The following is a 17,160-nucleotide window of genomic DNA, read 5'->3' as shown; positions in this document are numbered from 1 at the left end:
TTTATTCCTCTTTATCCTCAAGCTTCTGCATGAATTGGAACAAAAGCGCCTGTGCTGCGAAATAGTTCTGGTCTGCAGCTTTCTGCAGATAGGGCAGGGCTTCTTTCGGTTTCTTCAATCCAAACAGTGCGGCGCCGAGCTGGAAATTAAATCTGCGATGATCCGGGTCCTTTTCCACAGCCTTGCGACATGCAGCTTCGGCCTCTACGGGGTCGTATTCTTCCGGTGCGATGGCCGCGCCAATGCGTTGTGTGTCAGCGTAAATACTGCCTGATTGGTCGCATGGGTCAATATCCTGACGGATTTCGTCGGTGTTCTGATCGTTGCCATATGATCGCCTGCGTTCGTCCATGCGATCAAGGAACGCTTGTGCTGCCGGGTATTTGCGGTTTGCTGCCTGCTTTATTGTTTCGAGTGCCAAATCATATTCGCCAAGCAACATCAATGAGATGGCCAGTTGATACATGTGCCGCGGATTGTCAGGGTTTTCTTTAAGGGCCTCGGCGCATGCCCGCCCAACTGCAAAAGGGTTATATGCCCGCTTTTCAACAGGATCGCTGATGGCGTTTTTGTCCTTGGGGACAGCGCCAATCCGGTCACACAAAGAAAGCCTTTCCTCGGCCACACTTTGACTGGTGCCCAGCATGAGGACGGTGATCAACGTAAATATACGCAGCAGGTGCCCGGTCACGTCGTCGTGCTTCCTATTGTGTTTGGTGCGTAAAAGCTTTCCCCGATTGACCAAGCTTATGAAAGACTGCGCCTGCGGGCAAGGTGGATGCGTCTGTGTTGATGTCTGTGGGCAGGGTGCGGGATGTGCTCTGATTCTGGTCTATATCGGGAATCCAGACGGTTAAAAGCTGCATTCTCGGTGTGGAATGGCATCGGATTCGCGCCGAGTCTTTGACGTATTCCGAAAATTCCATTTTCTTCAATGATCAAAAAGTAACCGCAAGATGGCAAAAAATCGGGCTTATTGCGGTGAATGCATCGAAAGTATGCATAAAAAAGTAGCAGTAATATTTCTGACAAAAAAATAGTCAAAAACCTGTTGCGTCCTCCCCGGCAAATCAGTAATCTCCATTTGTGCGCTGCGGTAGGACGCAGTGCATTCCGGCGAGCGACTTGTCGCTCGTTTCTTGGACGTTTCCTCCCTAGACTTGGGCCGCTGTCACAGGCGGCCTTTTTTTTTGTCTAAATTCAGGATGTTATGGCGTTTTGAGCATATGCTCCGCCGTTGAATACATAAATGATTTCCAAATTCGCGAAATGGTGCGCCGCAAATCAACTGGGGTGCGTCGTTGCCTGTTTCCACTAAAAGGCAGCGTTGCAAAACAAAAAGGCGCAGCCATTTGGCCGCGCCTTTTGTGCATGTGTCTTAAATTTGTTTATTTCTCGTGCTTTGGCTTGCCTTGCGGGGTGTCGCTGTCTCCGTCGCCCAGGCCGCGTTGCATGATCACGCTATCGACCCAGCGGCCCAGTTTGAAGCCTGCGGACTGCAATGTTCCGGCAACCCGAAAGCCCAGACGCGCATGCAGCCCGATAGAGGCCACGTTGGCGCTATCGCCGATCACTGCGACCATCTGGCGATAACCAAGCGCTGTGCAACGGGTAATCAACTCGGACAGCAGTGCCCGCCCGGCCCCCTTGCCAACCACATCAGGTGCAATATAGATCGTGTCTTCGACGGTAAAGCGGTATGCCGGGCGGGTGCGATAGGCCCCGGCATAGGCAAATCCCTCAACCCGGCCGTCAATTTCCGCCACCAGATAGGGCAGGCCGCGTTCGCGCACATGTTGCCAGCGCGATGTCAGTTCGGCAATTTCCGGGGCGCGTTCTTCAAATGACGCCAGCCCATGCAAAACATGGTGGCCATAAATCTCGGTGATGCGTTCGAAATCGGCGGGTTCGGCATCGCGGATGACCAGATCGCTCAAAACGTCGCTGGTGTCGGTGGTGTCTGTCATTAAAGCAGGGTCCCGTCGAGATCATGGAAGCGCGTGATCAGATCCGTCATCTGGTCGCGCAGAACGTCAAATCCGCGATGTGGGCTGATTGTGGCTTCATCCATATAAAGCGCGCGTGACAGCTCGATCTGAAGGCTATGCACATGTTCTTGCGGGCGACCGTAATGGCGTGTGCAATAGCCCCCGGCATATGGATCATTGTGCGACGGGGCAAAGCCCATATCGCGAAAGCAATCCTCCACAAACCGCGTCAATGACGGGTGGCAGGAACTTCCATAGCAATCGCCAAGCACCAGATCAACGCGGTTTTTCATGCTGTCACAAGAATCACCGGGCATGGAATGACAATCAATCAGAATGCAGTAACCGAAATGATCGCGCGTTTGGTCGATCAATTTCTGTAAAGCGCCGTGATAGGGCCGGTAAAAAGTGTCAATGCGCATGAAGGCTTCGTCGACGGGCAGGCGGCCCTTGTAAATCTCGACCCCGCCGCTGACCACACGCGGGATGGATCCCAGTCCCGAAAGCGCGCGCATCGAATTGATGTCAGAATCATCTGGCAGATCACCGTCAAACATCCGCGGATCAAGTTCCATCGCCGCCCGGTTCACATCGACATAGGCACGCGGAAACGTCGCACACAGCAACGGCGCGCCCAATTTTGGGGCGGCATTGAACAATTGATCGACAAAGGCATCTTCGGACGCACGCAGCTCAAACGACCCGATCCGGGCCTGCGCGATCAAATCCTGCGGGTATTGGCGGCCCGAATGCGGCGATGCAAATACCACGGGCAAGGTTTGCCGCGGGGGCAGGATGACGGTGGCGGGGCCGGTCGAGGCCATTTCCGAAGGCAGTTGGTTCATTGTCTTTCGTAAAACCCATCCCTGGTGACGCGATATCGGGGTTCCTGCGATCCACGCGATTGATATCTTCTAGCATATGGGAATTGCCACGGAATTGATGAACATTTTTTGTCAAAAAACCATTTCTGGGGTTGCGCCTTTGCCTGCCTTGGGCTAAATACCGCCTCGCCGACGCAAACGGCACGGACCGTTCTTTCACCCAGAAAGAGCTGGTCTTTTGAAAGATGGATTTGCGGGCCTATAGCTCAGTTGGTTAGAGCGTTCGCTTGACATGCGAGAGGTCACAAGTTCGAGTCTTGTTAGGCCCACCATCTTTCGCACCCATAGGGGCCTATAGCTCAGTTGGTTAGAGCGTTCGCTTGACATGCGAGAGGTCACAAGTTCGAGTCTTGTTAGGCCCACCATTCCCACCCCGCCGGGTTCCCGCGCGGGGTTTTGTGTGTCTGGTCCAAACCATTTTATCGCATCTGCGCGATACTTTTCCTGAACCGCATGGCGCTAAAGGCAAAGAACCCTGTGGCGATAACAAACACCAGCAGGAATTCCGGCCAGACCACCCCAATGCCCGCCCCGCGAAACAGGATGGCCTGCGCATATTTGACGAAATGGGTCGCGGGCGAGAATTGCATGATGTTCTGAAGCGTTTCGGGCATGCTTTCAATCGGCGTGCTGCCCCCCGAAAGCAATCGCAACGGCAAGACCACCAGAATAAACAGCAAACCAAATTGCGGCATGGAGCGCGTCATGGTCGCAAGGAAAATGCCCAAGGCTGTACCAAAGAACAGATACAGCACCACCCCACCCATGAATAAAAGCTTCGATCCGACCAGCGGCACGCCCAGCACAAGCTGCACGACAAAAACAAGCGACAGCATGCAGGCAATCAAAATCACAAGCCCGTTGGCCCAGACTTTCGCCAGCATGATCTCGATCGGGCTGAGTGGCATCACAAGCAGATGTTCGATTGTGCCATGTTCACGTTCCCGAATAAGGGCCGCCCCCGAAAGAATGATCGACAGCATCGTCACCGCATTGATGATTTCCATCGTGCTGGTGAACCATTCGCTCTGGACATTGGGATTATAGGCATAGCGCGTAACGATGGACGCGGCACTCTCGCTGTTCTGTCCGGCCCAGGCCGATTTGCCGCCAAGCCAGGTGCTGACCTCTTGGGCAATGATGTTGCTGATATAGCCTTCGCCGATCCCGGCCTGCATCATGGCAGTGGCATCAATGTTTAGCTGAACTTCCGGGCTGCGCCCGGCAACGATATCTGCTTCGAAACGCGGTGGGATCACCAGCACAAAGGTAAATTCACCGCTATTCATTGCGGCATCAATATCGCGTTCGGCGATGGATTTTGGCGTCTGGAAATAGGGATCAAGCAACGCATCGGCAATGCGCAGCGAAAGTGCGGAACCATCCTGATCGGCAATCGCGATCGAACCGTTGCGCAAATCATGGGAAAACCCGGTCGCGGCGTTATAGATCGCAAAGGAAAACGCCCAGACAATCAGCGCCATCAAAACGACATCACGCCGCAAACTGAACAGTTCCTTGACCCCAAGGCGATAGATATTGCTGATTTCGCGCATGCCCATGGTCTTATGCCTCCTGCTTTTTCAAAAGCAGTATCGAAAGGATCGTCAATGCCGGGAAAAAGACCAAAAGAGTGATCAGTTCGGGATAAAGCTCGGCAAAGCCCAGCGCCTTGGTAAAGGTGCCGACACTGATCGACATGAAATGTGATGTCGGAATGATGGTCGACAGCACCACCGGCACCCCTTCAAGGGATGATACCGGCTGCATCATCCCTGAAAACATCACCGATGGCACCATGGTGGCAATCGCCGTGCCAAACAGGGCGGCGATCTGGGTGCTGGTAAAGGATGAAATCAAAAGCCCAAGCCCGGTGGTGGCAATCACAAACAGGATCGCCCCGATCAAAAGCGTCAGGCCATTGCCCCGGATCGGCACGTCAAACCAGAACAGCGCCATCGCGCTCATCAACACGAAATTGACAAGCCCCAACCCGACATAGGGCAATTGCTTGCCCCACAAAAATTCAAGCCGTGAAACCGGTGTGACATAAAGGTTGGTGATCGATCCAAGTTCCTTTTCGCGCACCACCCCGACCGCCATCAGAACTGCCGGAATAAACATCAAAAGCAGGGCAATCACCGATGGCACCATCGCATAGATGCTTTTGAAATCCTGATTATAGCGATAGCGCGTTTCGATCTGCATGGTCTGGTTACGCTCGGAACTGCCAATGTCGCGTTTGGTCTTTTCGCCGAGATATTGCTGATGGATGCCTTCGACATAGCCATGAATGGTTTCGGCGCGAAACGGCATGCTGCCATCAATAAACGCGCCGATTTCCGGGCTGGTGCCGCGCCCGACATCGCGTCCGAACCCCGGCGGGATTTCAATGGCAAGCGTCACATCCCCCGAAAGCAATCGTGCTTCAAGATCAGCATTGCTGATCAGCGGTGCCTGCGGCTCGAAATAGCGCGAACTTGAAAGATTTTCGATATAGGTGCGGCTTTCGGGGGTCCGGTCGCGATCAAGCACCGCATAGGTCAGGTTTTCAACATCAAAGGTAATGCCAAACCCGAAAACCGGCATCAGGATCGCTGTGCCGATCAGGGCAAACATCAACCGGATCGGATCGCGCACCAGTTCCATGGTTTCCCGCAGCGAATAGGCCCATAACCGTCGGAAACTGAAAAGTGATGCACGCGCCGGTTTCCAGTGCGCCGCGTTGCCCTTGGCCGTTGCAAGCGCATCTTGCGGGGCGACCACTGCCTGTGCCGATGCCGGTTCCGTTGCGGTTTGCGTATCTGCGCCACCCGCGCCATCCGTGCCACCCGCGCCATCCGCTTCTTCAAGATAGCTGATAAACGCTTCTTCCAGGCTGTCGCTGCCGCGCCCTTTGGTGATTGCATCGGGGGTGTCACTGATCAAAACCTTGCCCGCATGCATCAAGGATATGCGATCACAGCGCTCCGCCTCATTCATGAAGTGGGTGGAAATGAAAATCGTCACCCCTTGATCGCGCGAAAGCTCGACCAGCAATTCCCAGAATCCGTCGCGTGCCACCGGATCAACCCCCGATGTCGGTTCATCCAAAATCAGGATTTCCGGGCTATGAATGATCGCAACGGCAAGCGAAAGACGCTGACGCACGCCAAGCGGCAAACGCGCGCTCAGATCATCGTGATAGGGGCCAAGCCCGAACCGGTCGGACAGTTCATCAATGCGTTTTCTGATCTGATCCTTGGGCAGGTGAAACAGATGGGCATGCAGTTCAAGGTTCTGCATCACGGTCAATTCGGAATAAAGCGAAAAGGCCTGGCTCATATAGCCAACCCGGTTACGAAGGGCGATATCCTGCCCGTCGACCGGTTTGCCAAACAGTTCTGCCGTTCCCTCGGTCGCATCCAGAAGCCCGGTCAGCATCTTCATGGTCGTGGTCTTGCCACAACCGTTGGAGCCGAGAAACCCGAAAATCTCGCCTTTTTCAATCCGGAAGCTGACATCATCGACAGCGGTAAAATCGCCAAACTTCTTGGTCAGATGTTCGGCCGAGATCGCCGGAGTTTCGCGGTTCACTGTGCGGGGCGGGATCGAAAGCGTGTGGTGACCCTGGCGTTCTTCTTCGGGCAACAGCGCGATAAAGGCCGCTTCAAGTGTCTCGGACCCGGTGCGGGCCAAAATCTCCGGGGCGGTGCCGGTTGCCAGAACCCTGCCATCATTCATCGCAATCAACCGGTCAAAGCGTGCCGCTTCATCCATATAGGCGGTCGCGACCAGAACCGTCATCTCGCTTTGGGTTTGGCGGATCGCATCAATCAATTGCCAGAATTGCTGGCGCGACAGGGGATCAACCCCGGTGGTTGGCTCGTCGAGTATCAGGATATCGGGGTCATGGATCAGCGCACAGCAAAGCCCAAGCTTCTGTTTCATGCCCCCCGAAAGCTTGCCCGCCGGGCGCGTGGTAAAGGGATCAAGCCCGGTCGCCGCCACAAGCCGGGCAATCCGTTCATCGCGTTCGTGCTTTCCCTGACCAAACAGACGGCCGAAAAATGCAAGGTTCTCACGCACCGTCAGATCCATATAAAGGTTCTTGCCAAGCCCCTGGGGCATATAGGCAATGCGCGGCAGGATCGTGTTGCGATGTTTGGCGTTCTCCATCGATCCGCCAAGCACTTTGACCGTGCCGCCCTGAACTTTGCGCGCACCGGAAATCAGGGCAAGCGCGCTTGATTTCCCGACACCATCCGGGCCAATGAAGCCGACAGTCTGACCCGCCGGGATTTCAAGGCTGATGTCATCAAGGGCTGTGACCTTGCCATAGCGGTGCGAAACGCCGTCAAGGTGCACGGCAAGCCGCGGTGCTGTATCGCTATTGTCGGCGCGCTCCACCATGTTGCGGCGCTCTATTGTGTGTTCTGACGCAGGGTCGCGTCATCGGGAACATTCGGGGTCAGGGCATCGGGCCAGTCCGTATGATCGGCGAGCATGATATATGCTTCTCCCGGAAGGCCGGTTTTTACTCGCTTGATATGCTCGGAAAGCAATTCCCGATTAATCCGCACCTTGACGCGAAACATCAGTTTGTCGCGCTCGGACCGCGTTTCGACTTCACGCGGGGTGAATTGCGCGTCATCGGCGACGAACGATACCTTGGCCGGAATGACAAAATCCGATGCAGCATCCAGAACAATCCGCGCTTCATTGCCAACAAAGGCAAGCCCGGCCTGACGGGTCGGCAAAAACACATTCATGTAAACATCGGTCAGGTCGATCATGGTGATGACCGGGCCACCCCCGGCCAGAACCTCTCCGGGTTCGGCAAGGCGGTACTGCACCCGCCCGTCACGCGGGGCCTTAAGGACGGAATCATCAATCTGTACTTCAATCCGTTCAAGTTCGGCCGCTGCTGCCGTCACATTCAGCCGCGCACTTTCCAGTCGGGCCTGTGCGGCACTTAAGGCTGCCTTGGCAACATCGCGATCGGCCTGGCGTTGATCGACCTGCTGGCGGGAAATATTGTTGTTTTTGACCAGTTCCTGTGCGCGTGAAAGCTGCTGCTCGGCGAAGGAAAGCTCGCTTTCGCGCTGGATGATCTGGGCCTCCGCCTCGGCAATGCCTTGTTCGGCGCCCGCAACTTCGGCACGTGCGCGGGCACGGCTTGCGATCAGTTCGGCGGTATCCATCCGTGCCAGAATCTGACCCTTCGTGACCTGATCGCCTTCCTGAACCAGAACGTCTTCAACCCTGCCGGCATACTTTGTGGCGACGCGGATTTCCTCGGCTTCGATGCGGCCATTGCCCCATGCGATATAATCGGGAATATCGGATTGCTGGGATTGCCAATAGGCATATCCACCCCCGGACGCTGCAATTACCACCACCAGCAAGATCACCACAATACGCAAGCTTTTCATGCCATTCTCCGGAAACGGGGCAGGGGCACCGATGTCGCGACTTGAGGTGCCCGTTAAATACTGCATCCTTAAGCGTCTTTTAGGTCCGGGTATCTGACCAAAATTCACTTATTAATGCAATGCAGCGATGTTGAGGGGGGATATTGGTGCCGGCACGATCCGGTTTCTTTGATGTCGCGCAACTTTCGCGCCTTTTTATCATCGGTGTAATTCAAAAGGCCCTATCGCAAATGCACATTGAGCGCATCGATAATCGTCTCTGCCTTATCAACCTCGCGATAAATCATGAGGTAAAGGTCACGCGAGCCGACATGGCTCATTTTCAGCAATCCCGCCTCAAGCGCACCGGATGCGGATTTTTCAAACATCCCGCGATAGCCCAGCACCGCATCAACCCGCTCTGCCAGTAAAAAGCGCGTCAGGTTTGCCGTTGACGGCAACGTCGTATAGGGGATGCCGCGCCCGGAAAGTTCAAACCCAAGACTGTCGCCCAGCAACACCGCCACATGCAGGTTTGCCAGCTCTTCATAGGCATAGCCGTCTGGCATAAACTTGTCGGGATGGGTCAGAACAAAGATGTCGATCTCGGCAAATTGGTCGCTGATGTAATAGTCGCGCCTGTACCAGCCGATATTCTGCGACGATACAAAACCGTCCAGCACGCCGCTTTTGATCTGGCTGTCGGCCCGAAGCCAGGGCAAAAGATGGAACTCGACGCAATATCCGGCTTCGGCCAGGGTCGGGGCCAGTCTGGTTTTTTCAATGTCAAAAAGCGAAACCGGGCCAAGCCCCTGACCAAGCTCGATGATTTCGGGCAATGCGATGCGCAACTGCCGGGCAATGTCACCCGCGCAGTCCGGTTTCTGCCAGTTTGACGGGGGGTGTTCCTGTTCCTGTGCCAATGTGGGACTCAAGCTACCCAAGCCACCCGTCAGGCAAACAACAGTGATGCCAAGGATAAAAGCCAAGCGCCGTACAGCACCCGAACGCAGGGCTGAAATTGCCGCAAAAAAGCCGATTATCGATAAGTACCCGAAGACACCATGCAATGTTCCAGCCCATAGGTATAAGCGGTCTTGTCGGCCAATTGTCCGGTCAAGGGATCTTGAAAAACATAATCTGTCCACGCTTCACCCTGTTCTTTTGTCTTTTTGACAATTTCCCTGCAGGCAAATTGACCATTCGGGTTTTGCAAGTCCCAGATGTTGCGCCCCACCAGGGCCGGGTTCAAACCATGGGCCAGAAAGGTGCATTTGTAGTCCTGCACGAAAACGTACAGATCCTTTTCTTGAAATCCCCCGTCAGGATCGGAAAAATCGCGGAATGCCTGGGACATACCTACTTTTTCAATATGGGCGACGGCCTTTTTGACCAATGCTTGCGCCTCGGCCGGGGTGCCCCGTTCAAGCCGGGAAGTCTCGGCCAGTGCCGGGCGGATCGCAAAGGCAAAACACATCAAAACCAATGTGGCAGCAAGGCGTGATAGAACCATGACATTCCTCATGGGGGACCACGGCCCCCGGATTCTACAAGATTCTATAAATTGTAAGCGCACCGATAAATTCAAGTATAACACGATAACCTGATGTGCCTTTATTTGGCCGGACTGCTGTGGGGGCGGGTCATGCCTGTGGCGTGGCGATGGCATAACACCATCGAGCTTGCCGGTCCTGTCTTCTTGCGCGGAGGGGGGTAAAAGGCCGTTCCGCACGACCTTTTCATCGTCAAATCGCCACTGCCGCTGTTGCCGGTGCCGCCCAAACTGGGCCTGCGTGTCATGACATCCAAACTCAACCCGACCCATGTGATCGACGCCTTTGCCGATCACATCAGAAAGATGCGGCCGTTTCTCTGATCGTTATGTCCGGGCGTTGGGGCAGGTCAGGTCTGCAGCCCGGCGCAGCGCGCAGTATTGCGCACATGGGCCTGCATTTCGCGGCGTGCGCCCTCGGCGTCATTGTTGCGAAGGGCTGCAATGATCTTGCGGTGTTCGCCAATTGACTCCCGCATCCGTTCCGGATCGGTGATCGGGATCGGCTGGCGCTGGGTTTCCGTGATCTTGTCACGCACTGTCTTGTAAAGGTCGCGCATCAGGCTGTTTGAGCACGCCTCGACAATCGTGCCGTGAAACTCCAGATCCGCCTCGACATTGGCAATCAGATCCTGCTTGGCCCAGCCCTTTTCCATGCGGTTGGTGGCCTCTTCCATGGCTTCAAGTTGGGTTGCGGCAAGGCGCCCGCACGCAAGGGCGGCGATTTCGCTTTCAAGGATCATGCGGGTTTGAAACACATCGAATACGCTGTGACTTTCCGAATAACGCCAGGGTGCCATATCAGCCGATGCCCGCGTGGCGGGGTCGGTCACAAATGTGCCGCGTCCGGCTTCGGTCTTGATCAGGCCCAATGTTTCAAGCGTCAGCAGCGCCTCGCGCAGGGATGCACGTGATATCCCGAATTTCTGAGCGAATTCGCGCTGCGAAGGGATTTTGTCACCGGGCGCGAGCTCGCCATTCTGGATCATTTCCTGAATTTGTCGCGCGACCGTCTGGGGCAGAGGCGTACGGTTGAACATTCCCTTGGGTCCTTCTTGCGTATTTTTTGTTCAGTGTAAGGTATAAAAACAAATCTGATTCCTTTTTGCACAAACAATCTTGCACAGGACATTCAAATATGTTTGTTTGGTCTAACTGGTCTGACCAGTTAGACCACTATTTCAGGGTTGGCTAAAAACACAAGGAAATCATAATGAAGTTCGCAAACTTTTTGACGTCATCGGTTGTTGGCGGTGTTCTTGCCGTTTCGGCTTTTGCGTCTGCAAATGCAGCAGATCTGACCGTTGGCGCCAATATCGGCAACGTTCCGTGGGAATTCGAACAAGCAGACGGCACCGTCGTTGGCTTCGAAGTTGATCTGGTCAACGAAATCGCCAGCCGTCTGGGTAAAACCGTTGAATTCGTCAACATTCCGTTCAACGGTCTGTTCCCGGCGGTTCAGTCGGACCGCATCGATATGGCGGTTTCCTCGATCACCATTACCGACAAGCGTCTTGAGTCTGTCACCTTCGCACAGCCGTACTATGACAGTGACCAGTCCCTGACCGCGATGGCCGATGGCGGCGTTTCCGGGCTTGCCGATATGGATGGCAAGGTTGTCGGTGTTGATACCGGCTCGACGGGCGATATGTGGGTCACCGAAAATGGCGGTGACTATGGCTTTGACGATGTTCGTCGTTACGAAGGTCTGTCGCCAGCCATGCTTGATCTGCAGGCCGGTCGTATTCATGGCTATGTCTCGGACATCCCGGCACTGCTGTATTATGTAAAAGACAAGCCGAACCTCAAAGTGGTCGAGCGGATCACCACCGGCGAAAAATACTCGATCATGTTCAACAAGGATGCCCCGCTTGCAACCGAAGTGAACGATGTGATTACCGAGCTGAAAAAAGAAGGCTTCATCGCAGACCTGCATGAAACCTGGTTCGGTGCAAAACCCGAAGACACCACCTCGACCGTCAAAGTGCTTGATATGCCGTCGATCGACTAAGCGCATATCGCACTTCAACACCACCGACGGCACCATGAGACTCCCGGTGTCGTCGGTGGGGCAACACTGACTTGGTGGTGAAATGGATTTATTTTCGACGTTCTTTAACATCCCCGTGCTGATGCAAAGCCTGCCGCAGCTTATGAACGGCTTGCTTGTCACCATCGGGATTGGCGCAACCAGTATTATTGCCGGGCTGATTGGTGGTCTGGTTCTGGCGGTGATGCGTCTTTATTCCGGGCCTTTGGTCAATGCGCTGGTGCGCGGCTACATCGATGTTTTTCGCTCCATCCCGCTTTTGGTCCTTTTGATCATTGTCTATTACGCGCTGCCCTTTGTCGGCATTCGCCTGTCGCCCTTCTTTTCGGCTGTGACGGCGCTGACCCTGGTGTCGTCGGCCTATACGGCTGAAATCTTCCGCGCCGGGATCGAAGCCATTCCCAAGGGCCAGTTTGAAGCATCCGCCGCCCTTGGTCTGTCAAACCGCTATACCATGACCGATGTGATCCTGCCCCAGGCGATCCGCATCGTCATCCCGCCGCTGACCAACAATTGCATCAACGTCCTTAAGGACACCGCCCTGGCGTCCGTCGTTGCCATGCCCGACCTGCTCAAACAAGCGACCCAGGCACAGGCGCTTGCCGCCAATCCGACGCCGCTGATCGGGGCTGCTGTGATCTATCTGATCCTGCTTCTGCCGATGGTGCGCTTTGTCGCGCGCCTTGAAAAACGTTTTAGCCGCGGGAGAAGCTGATGAAAGCGCCGCTGATCAAGATTTCCAATCTCCGCAAGACCTATGGCAATTTCGTTGCCCTGCATGGCATTGACCTTGAAATTGCACAAGGCGAAGTGCTGTGTGTTGTCGGGCCGTCCGGCTCGGGGAAATCCACCCTTATTCGCTGCATCAACCATCTCGAACCGTTTGAAGATGGCAGCGACATCACTGTTGATGGCATTCCGGTGCGTGCCGGACCCGATCTGGATCAGGTCCGGGCCGAAGTCGGCATGGTGTTTCAGTCGTTCAACCTGTTTCCGCATATGACCGTGCTGCGCAACGTTATGCTCGCCCCGATCCGGGTGCGCAAAATGTCGGAGGCGGACGCCGAAAAACGCGCGCGCGATTTGCTTGAACGCGTCGGCATTTCCGTACAGGCCGATAAATATCCCGCCCATCTATCGGGTGGGCAGCAACAGCGTGTCGCCATTGCAAGGGCGCTTGCCATGGAACCCAAGGTGCTACTGTTTGACGAACCGACATCCGCCCTTGATCCCGAAATGGTTGGCGAGGTTTTGGATGTCATGAAAAAGCTCGCCGGGACCGGGGTCACCATGGTGGTGGTCACCCATGAAATGGGCTTTGCCCGTCAGGTCGCCGACCGGGTTCTGTTCATGGATGGCGGCGCGATTATCGAGGCCGGAACCCCAGGCGAAATCTTTGACGCGCCCAACGAAGAACGCACGCGGAATTTCCTCCAGGCCGTTCTTGCTCATTAAAAACAAACTCAAAAATTCGGAGGATGCCTTCCATGGCAACACAGCGTACCCTTGATATGGACTATGTCCACAGCCAGTTTCCCGCTCTGTCACACGGCTGGACTTTCTTTGACAATGCCGGCGGGTCACAGATCCTCGCAAGGGCGGTCGAGCGGATGAACAGCTTCCTTTATGATCGCAATGTGCAGATCGGCGGGTCTTACGAAGTCTCCCAAAAGGCGGCAGAGGCGCTTATGGATGCCCGCAAGGCCGCGGCCCAATGGGTCAATGCCACGCGCCCGGAAGAAATCATCTTTGGCGCATCCACCACGGTTTTGCTGCAAAACCTTGCCCGCGCAATGGTCAGCCAGTTTGCCGATGGCGATGAAATCGTCGTGACGATTGGCGATCATGAATCCAACATCGGCCCTTGGGTCCGTTTGGAAGAGTCCGGTGTGAAAATCCGTTTCTGGGAACCCGATGTCCAGACCGGCCGGCTGGAGCTTGACGGTCTGAAAGCCGTGATGACCGATCGCACCAAACTGGTCTGTGTAACCCACGTGTCAAACATCATTGGTGAGATCAATCCGATCCGCGAATTTGCCGATTATGCCCACGCCAACGGTGCGAAAATCTGTGTTGATGCCGTGGCCTATGCCCCGCACCGTGCGGTGGATGTTAAGGCATTTGACGCCGACTATTATGTCTTTAGCCTCTATAAAACCTATGGCCCGCACGGGGCGCTGATGTATGGCAAATATGACCTGCTGCTCGAACTTGATACGCTCTATCATTATTTCTACGGCAAGGACAAAGTCCCCGGAAAGTTGGAGCCCGGCAACCCAAGCTACGAGATGGCCTATTCCGTCTGCGGCATTGTCGATTACCTGACCGAACTGGGCGAACGGGCAGGGGAAAGCGGCAGCACGCGCGATAAAATCGTTGCCGCCTATGACGCCATCGCCACGCAGGAAAATGCACTGACCGAACGTTTGCTGCGCTACCTTCGTGGTCGCAATGATTGCGTCATCATCGGGCAGGATGACAACCGCGACGGCACGCGCATTCCCACCATTGCCTTTCGTTTCGATGGCCGCAATGCCGAGGATATCTGCAAGGCAATTGATGCGGAAAAGATCGCCATCCGCTTCGGCGATTTCCATTCACGCCGTCTGGTCGAATATATGGGGTTATCGGATAATGCTGGCGTCGTGCGTGTTTCAATGGTGCACTACAACACGATTGAACAGGTGGACCGTCTGACGGCGGCGTTTGACCGCCTGCTTGATACGACCAATCAATAAGGGGGCAGGCCACATCATGCAGTTTGACCGCATCATCAAAAACGGCACCATCGTTACCGCCAGCGACACCTATGTTGCCGATCTTGGCATCACCGATGGCAAGATTGCCGCCATCGCGAGCGCCCTTGATGGTGCGGACGATATCGTCGATGCCACCGGGCTTTATGTCATGCCCGGCGGCATCGACAGCCACGTCCATATTGATCAGCCATCCGGCGATGGCATTGTCATGGCCGATGATTTCGAAAGTGGCACGCGCTCGGCCGCCATTGGTGGCAATACCTCGATCCTCGCATTCTGCATGCAGGAAAAGGGCGACAGCCTGCGGCATTCGCTTGATGTCTATCACGCCAAGGCGGACGGCAAATGCCATATTGATGTGGCATTTCATTTGATCGTCACCGACCCGACGCCGTCGGTTCTGGGGCAGGAGCTCCCGGCCCTGGTCGAGGATGGCTATACCTCGTTTAAGGTCTTCATGACCTATGAAAACCTGCGTCTGCGCGATGATGAAATCCTTGAAACGCTAAGTGCGGCCAAAAACACCGGCGCGCTGGTGCTGGTCCATTGCGAAAACGAAGACGCCATTCGCTTCCTGATCGGGCAGCACGAAGCAGCCGGCGAATTCTCCGCCAAATCGCACGCCACAACCCGCCCCATCGCCGCTGAACGCGAAGCCACCCATCGCGCATTGTCACTGGCCGAAATCGTCGATACCCCGATTGTCATCGTTCATGTCTCCAACCAGCAGGCGATGGAAGAAATCGAACGCGCCCGCGTGCGCGGCAGCAAGATCGTCGGCGAAACCTGCCCGCAATATCTCATGCTGACGGCAGATGATCTGGATCAGAACGAACTTGAAGGCGCAAAATTCGTCTGCTCCCCGCCGCCACGCGACAAGGAAAGTCAGGACGCCTGTTGGGATGGTCTGGAACGCGGCGTGTTTGACCTGTTCTCATCCGATCATTGCCCGTTCCGCTTTAACGACCTGGAAGGCAAGCTCAATGAAAAGGGCAAGAAAAGCTTCCGCTGGATTCCCAATGGCATTCCCGGCGTGGCAACCCGTTTGCCGATCCTGTTTTCCGAGGGTGTGCAAAAGGGCCGCATCGACCTCAACCGCTTTGTCGCGCTGACATCCACCAACCACGCCAAACTCTATGGCATGTACCCGCAAAAGGGCACGATTGCCATTGGCTCAGACGCCGACCTGGCCCTTTGGGACCCCAATAAAACCGTCACCATCACCAACGACATCCTGCAACAGGGCTGCGATTACAGCCCCTATGAAGGCTTAGAGGTCAAAGGCTGGCCCGTCCACACCATCGTCCGCGGCAAAACCGTGGTCAAAGACGGCGAAGTCACCGGCCAAAAGGGGGATGGCAAATATTTGCCACGGCAGAAATCAAATTTGGTGACCTCAACGCCGGTCTGATCAGACCGACACAACCTGCGACCATCCCACACCGTCATTCCCGCGCAGGCGGGAATCTCGAACTTCATTGAAGAAACAAGAAGAGCAGCGCAATTAAACGGCGCTGCTTTTTATGTCGCCTGCCGTCTTATTTTGTGAAGCGAAGGCGTCTGGCCGTAACGTGATCGTCACGCACGCTAGTTAGTAGTTCGATTACTGTGTTGTTAGTGGAGTTTATTATTAGTTGCTCGAAAATTGGTTCGAATTTGCCGTGGCTGAATGTGATCTGCGGAAGCTGGATATCGGCAAAAACTCCGGCGAGGTAGTCGGGTAGTCGAACAAATTCTGCATATTCCGTAGCCCCATCCATTCCGGGATAAGCAAAGTAGAACTTTGGACGAGTTAAATGCACGACAGGTGCCAAGTTTAGCCTAGTTACTTGGAAAAGGACCCAAGCAATATCAAATGCAACCCCATTATGTCGGTCAAAGATCGCATCACGGTCGGTTATCCAGAAAATATTCGAAGGCCTTTTGCGCTCAAGTAAGCGGAACGCGATACTAGCAAATGTTCCAGCAAGAAACATTTTACGTAATAGTTTTAGATTTGCCCTTTTCCCCTCAAGCTCCTGTTGAAGCGCGTTAAACCTTCTATCAAGGGGCGCATAAAAATGCGCATTTTCTGGTTCTTCAGCTAGCTTGTTAGCTATTGTCTCTCGCATACCAATTGCATGGTCTAGCATCGCTTCAGATGTAATAAAGGCTTTGAGATGGTCGCTATTGCGCGCAACGACAAACGTGATGCTGAAAGAAACGGGGCACGCTAAATATTTGATCAGTCCAGTTGATGGGGTGCGTGTTCCTTTGATGTCAACCGGTGCAACAGAATTGACATAAGATGATATATTCTCGGACGTGTCGTGGTTGAGCAGTATGACAAATGTGTAAGCATCATTTTGTTTGGATGAATTGTCGACACTGTAGTCAGATATCACACGCCATGCTGAACCGCTGGGGATACCTTCAAACCAACCTAAGAAATCTGACTCTACCGACGACAGGCTTTTTTCAATCAAGTCAATCAAATGAAGCAACTGGAGTCATCCTGCGCTTGAAGTTGTGCACAATAATGTGTCTTTTGTTCT

15 protein-coding genes and 2 tRNA genes are annotated in these 17,160 nt (G+C 54.6%); 7 read left to right on the top strand and 10 right to left on the bottom strand.

Going from position 1 to position 17,160, the window contains the following annotated elements:
* Position 1: 1 nt before the first annotated feature.
* The 3 genes from JF44_RS0102405 to JF44_RS0102395 form a co-directional block, all read right to left on the bottom strand.
* Positions 2-691, bottom strand: a complete 690-nt coding sequence (locus JF44_RS0102405; RefSeq protein ID WP_156111567.1) for a tetratricopeptide repeat protein — start codon at positions 689-691, stop codon at positions 2-4.
* A gap of 697 nt (positions 692-1,388) precedes the next feature.
* Positions 1,389-1,967 carry a GNAT family N-acetyltransferase gene (locus JF44_RS0102400; protein WP_033067343.1) on the bottom strand — a complete coding sequence of 193 codons (579 nt, stop codon included), beginning with the start codon at positions 1,965-1,967 and terminating at the stop codon, positions 1,389-1,391.
* Positions 1,967-2,833, bottom strand: a complete 867-nt coding sequence (locus JF44_RS0102395) for an N-formylglutamate amidohydrolase (RefSeq protein WP_033067342.1) — start codon at positions 2,831-2,833, stop codon at positions 1,967-1,969. Before JF44_RS0102395 ends, JF44_RS0102400 begins: the two co-directional genes overlap by 1 nt.
* Before the next feature lie 234 nt (positions 2,834-3,067).
* Here JF44_RS0102395 and JF44_RS0102390 point away from each other — a divergent pair.
* Both JF44_RS0102390 and JF44_RS0102385 read left to right on the top strand, forming a co-directional pair.
* Positions 3,068-3,144 (top strand) — tRNA-Val (locus tag JF44_RS0102390).
* 16 nt (positions 3,145-3,160) lie between these two features.
* Positions 3,161-3,237: transfer RNA gene (locus JF44_RS0102385), tRNA-Val, on the top strand.
* Positions 3,238-3,291: 54 nt separating this feature from the next.
* Here JF44_RS0102385 and JF44_RS0102380 read toward each other — a convergent pair.
* From JF44_RS0102380 to JF44_RS0102355, 6 genes are all read right to left on the bottom strand, one after another.
* Positions 3,292-4,434: an ABC transporter permease gene (locus tag JF44_RS0102380; protein ID WP_081944310.1), complete on the bottom strand. Its 1,143-nt coding sequence runs from the start codon at positions 4,432-4,434 to the stop codon at positions 3,292-3,294.
* 4 nt (positions 4,435-4,438) lie between these two features.
* Complete coding sequence (gene rbbA, locus JF44_RS0102375; RefSeq protein ID WP_033067341.1) at positions 4,439-7,264, bottom strand: ribosome-associated ATPase/putative transporter RbbA; 2,826 nt, start codon at positions 7,262-7,264, stop codon at positions 4,439-4,441.
* Between the two features lie 11 nt (positions 7,265-7,275).
* Positions 7,276-8,286: an HlyD family secretion protein gene (locus tag JF44_RS0102370; RefSeq protein WP_033067433.1), complete on the bottom strand. Its 1,011-nt coding sequence runs from the start codon at positions 8,284-8,286 to the stop codon at positions 7,276-7,278.
* A 221-nt stretch (positions 8,287-8,507) separates the two neighbouring features.
* Entirely contained in the window at positions 8,508-9,200 is a 693-nt protein-coding gene (locus tag JF44_RS0102365; RefSeq protein WP_156111566.1) for a hypothetical protein, read from the bottom strand.
* Between the two features lie 104 nt (positions 9,201-9,304).
* Positions 9,305-10,090: a cache domain-containing protein gene (locus JF44_RS20075; protein ID WP_081944309.1), complete on the bottom strand. Its 786-nt coding sequence runs from the start codon at positions 10,088-10,090 to the stop codon at positions 9,305-9,307.
* A gap of 77 nt (positions 10,091-10,167) precedes the next feature.
* On the bottom strand, positions 10,168-10,857 hold the full coding sequence (locus JF44_RS0102355) for a FadR/GntR family transcriptional regulator (protein WP_033067339.1): 690 nt from the start codon (positions 10,855-10,857) through the stop codon (positions 10,168-10,170).
* A 173-nt stretch (positions 10,858-11,030) separates the two neighbouring features.
* On the opposite strand from JF44_RS0102355, the gene JF44_RS0102350 reads away from it, so the two are divergent.
* The 5 genes from JF44_RS0102350 to hydA all read left to right on the top strand — a co-directional run bounded on the left by JF44_RS0102350 (position 11,031) and on the right by hydA (position 16,037).
* Positions 11,031-11,828: an ABC transporter substrate-binding protein gene (locus JF44_RS0102350; RefSeq protein ID WP_033067338.1), complete on the top strand. Its 798-nt coding sequence runs from the start codon at positions 11,031-11,033 to the stop codon at positions 11,826-11,828.
* 82 nt (positions 11,829-11,910) lie between these two features.
* Positions 11,911-12,582, top strand: coding sequence for an amino acid ABC transporter permease (locus JF44_RS0102345; protein WP_033067337.1), 672 nt, complete (start codon positions 11,911-11,913; stop codon positions 12,580-12,582).
* Complete coding sequence (locus JF44_RS0102340) at positions 12,582-13,322, top strand: amino acid ABC transporter ATP-binding protein (RefSeq protein WP_033067336.1); 741 nt, start codon at positions 12,582-12,584, stop codon at positions 13,320-13,322. Before JF44_RS0102345 ends, JF44_RS0102340 begins: the two co-directional genes overlap by 1 nt.
* A 32-nt stretch (positions 13,323-13,354) precedes the next feature.
* On the top strand, positions 13,355-14,605 hold the full coding sequence (locus JF44_RS0102335; RefSeq protein WP_033067335.1) for a cysteine desulfurase-like protein: 1,251 nt from the start codon (positions 13,355-13,357) through the stop codon (positions 14,603-14,605).
* Positions 14,606-14,621: 16 nt separating this feature from the next.
* A complete protein-coding gene (hydA, locus tag JF44_RS0102330) occupies positions 14,622-16,037 on the top strand; it encodes a dihydropyrimidinase (RefSeq protein ID WP_033067334.1) in 1,416 nt (471 codons plus the stop codon).
* Positions 16,038-16,164: 127 nt separating this feature from the next.
* On the opposite strand, the gene JF44_RS0102325 is transcribed toward hydA, so the two are convergent.
* Positions 16,165-17,109 (bottom strand): hypothetical protein, encoded by a 945-nt coding sequence (locus JF44_RS0102325; protein WP_033067333.1) that lies wholly within the window; start codon positions 17,107-17,109, stop codon positions 16,165-16,167.
* Positions 17,110-17,160 lie beyond the last annotated feature (51 nt).

Source organism: Thalassospira australica (genome assembly GCF_000763295.1).
Lineage (GTDB): Bacteria > Pseudomonadota > Alphaproteobacteria > Rhodospirillales > Thalassospiraceae > Thalassospira > Thalassospira australica.
Note: the sequence above shows the minus strand (reverse complement) of the source record. Positions and strands in the feature narration are given on the sequence as shown.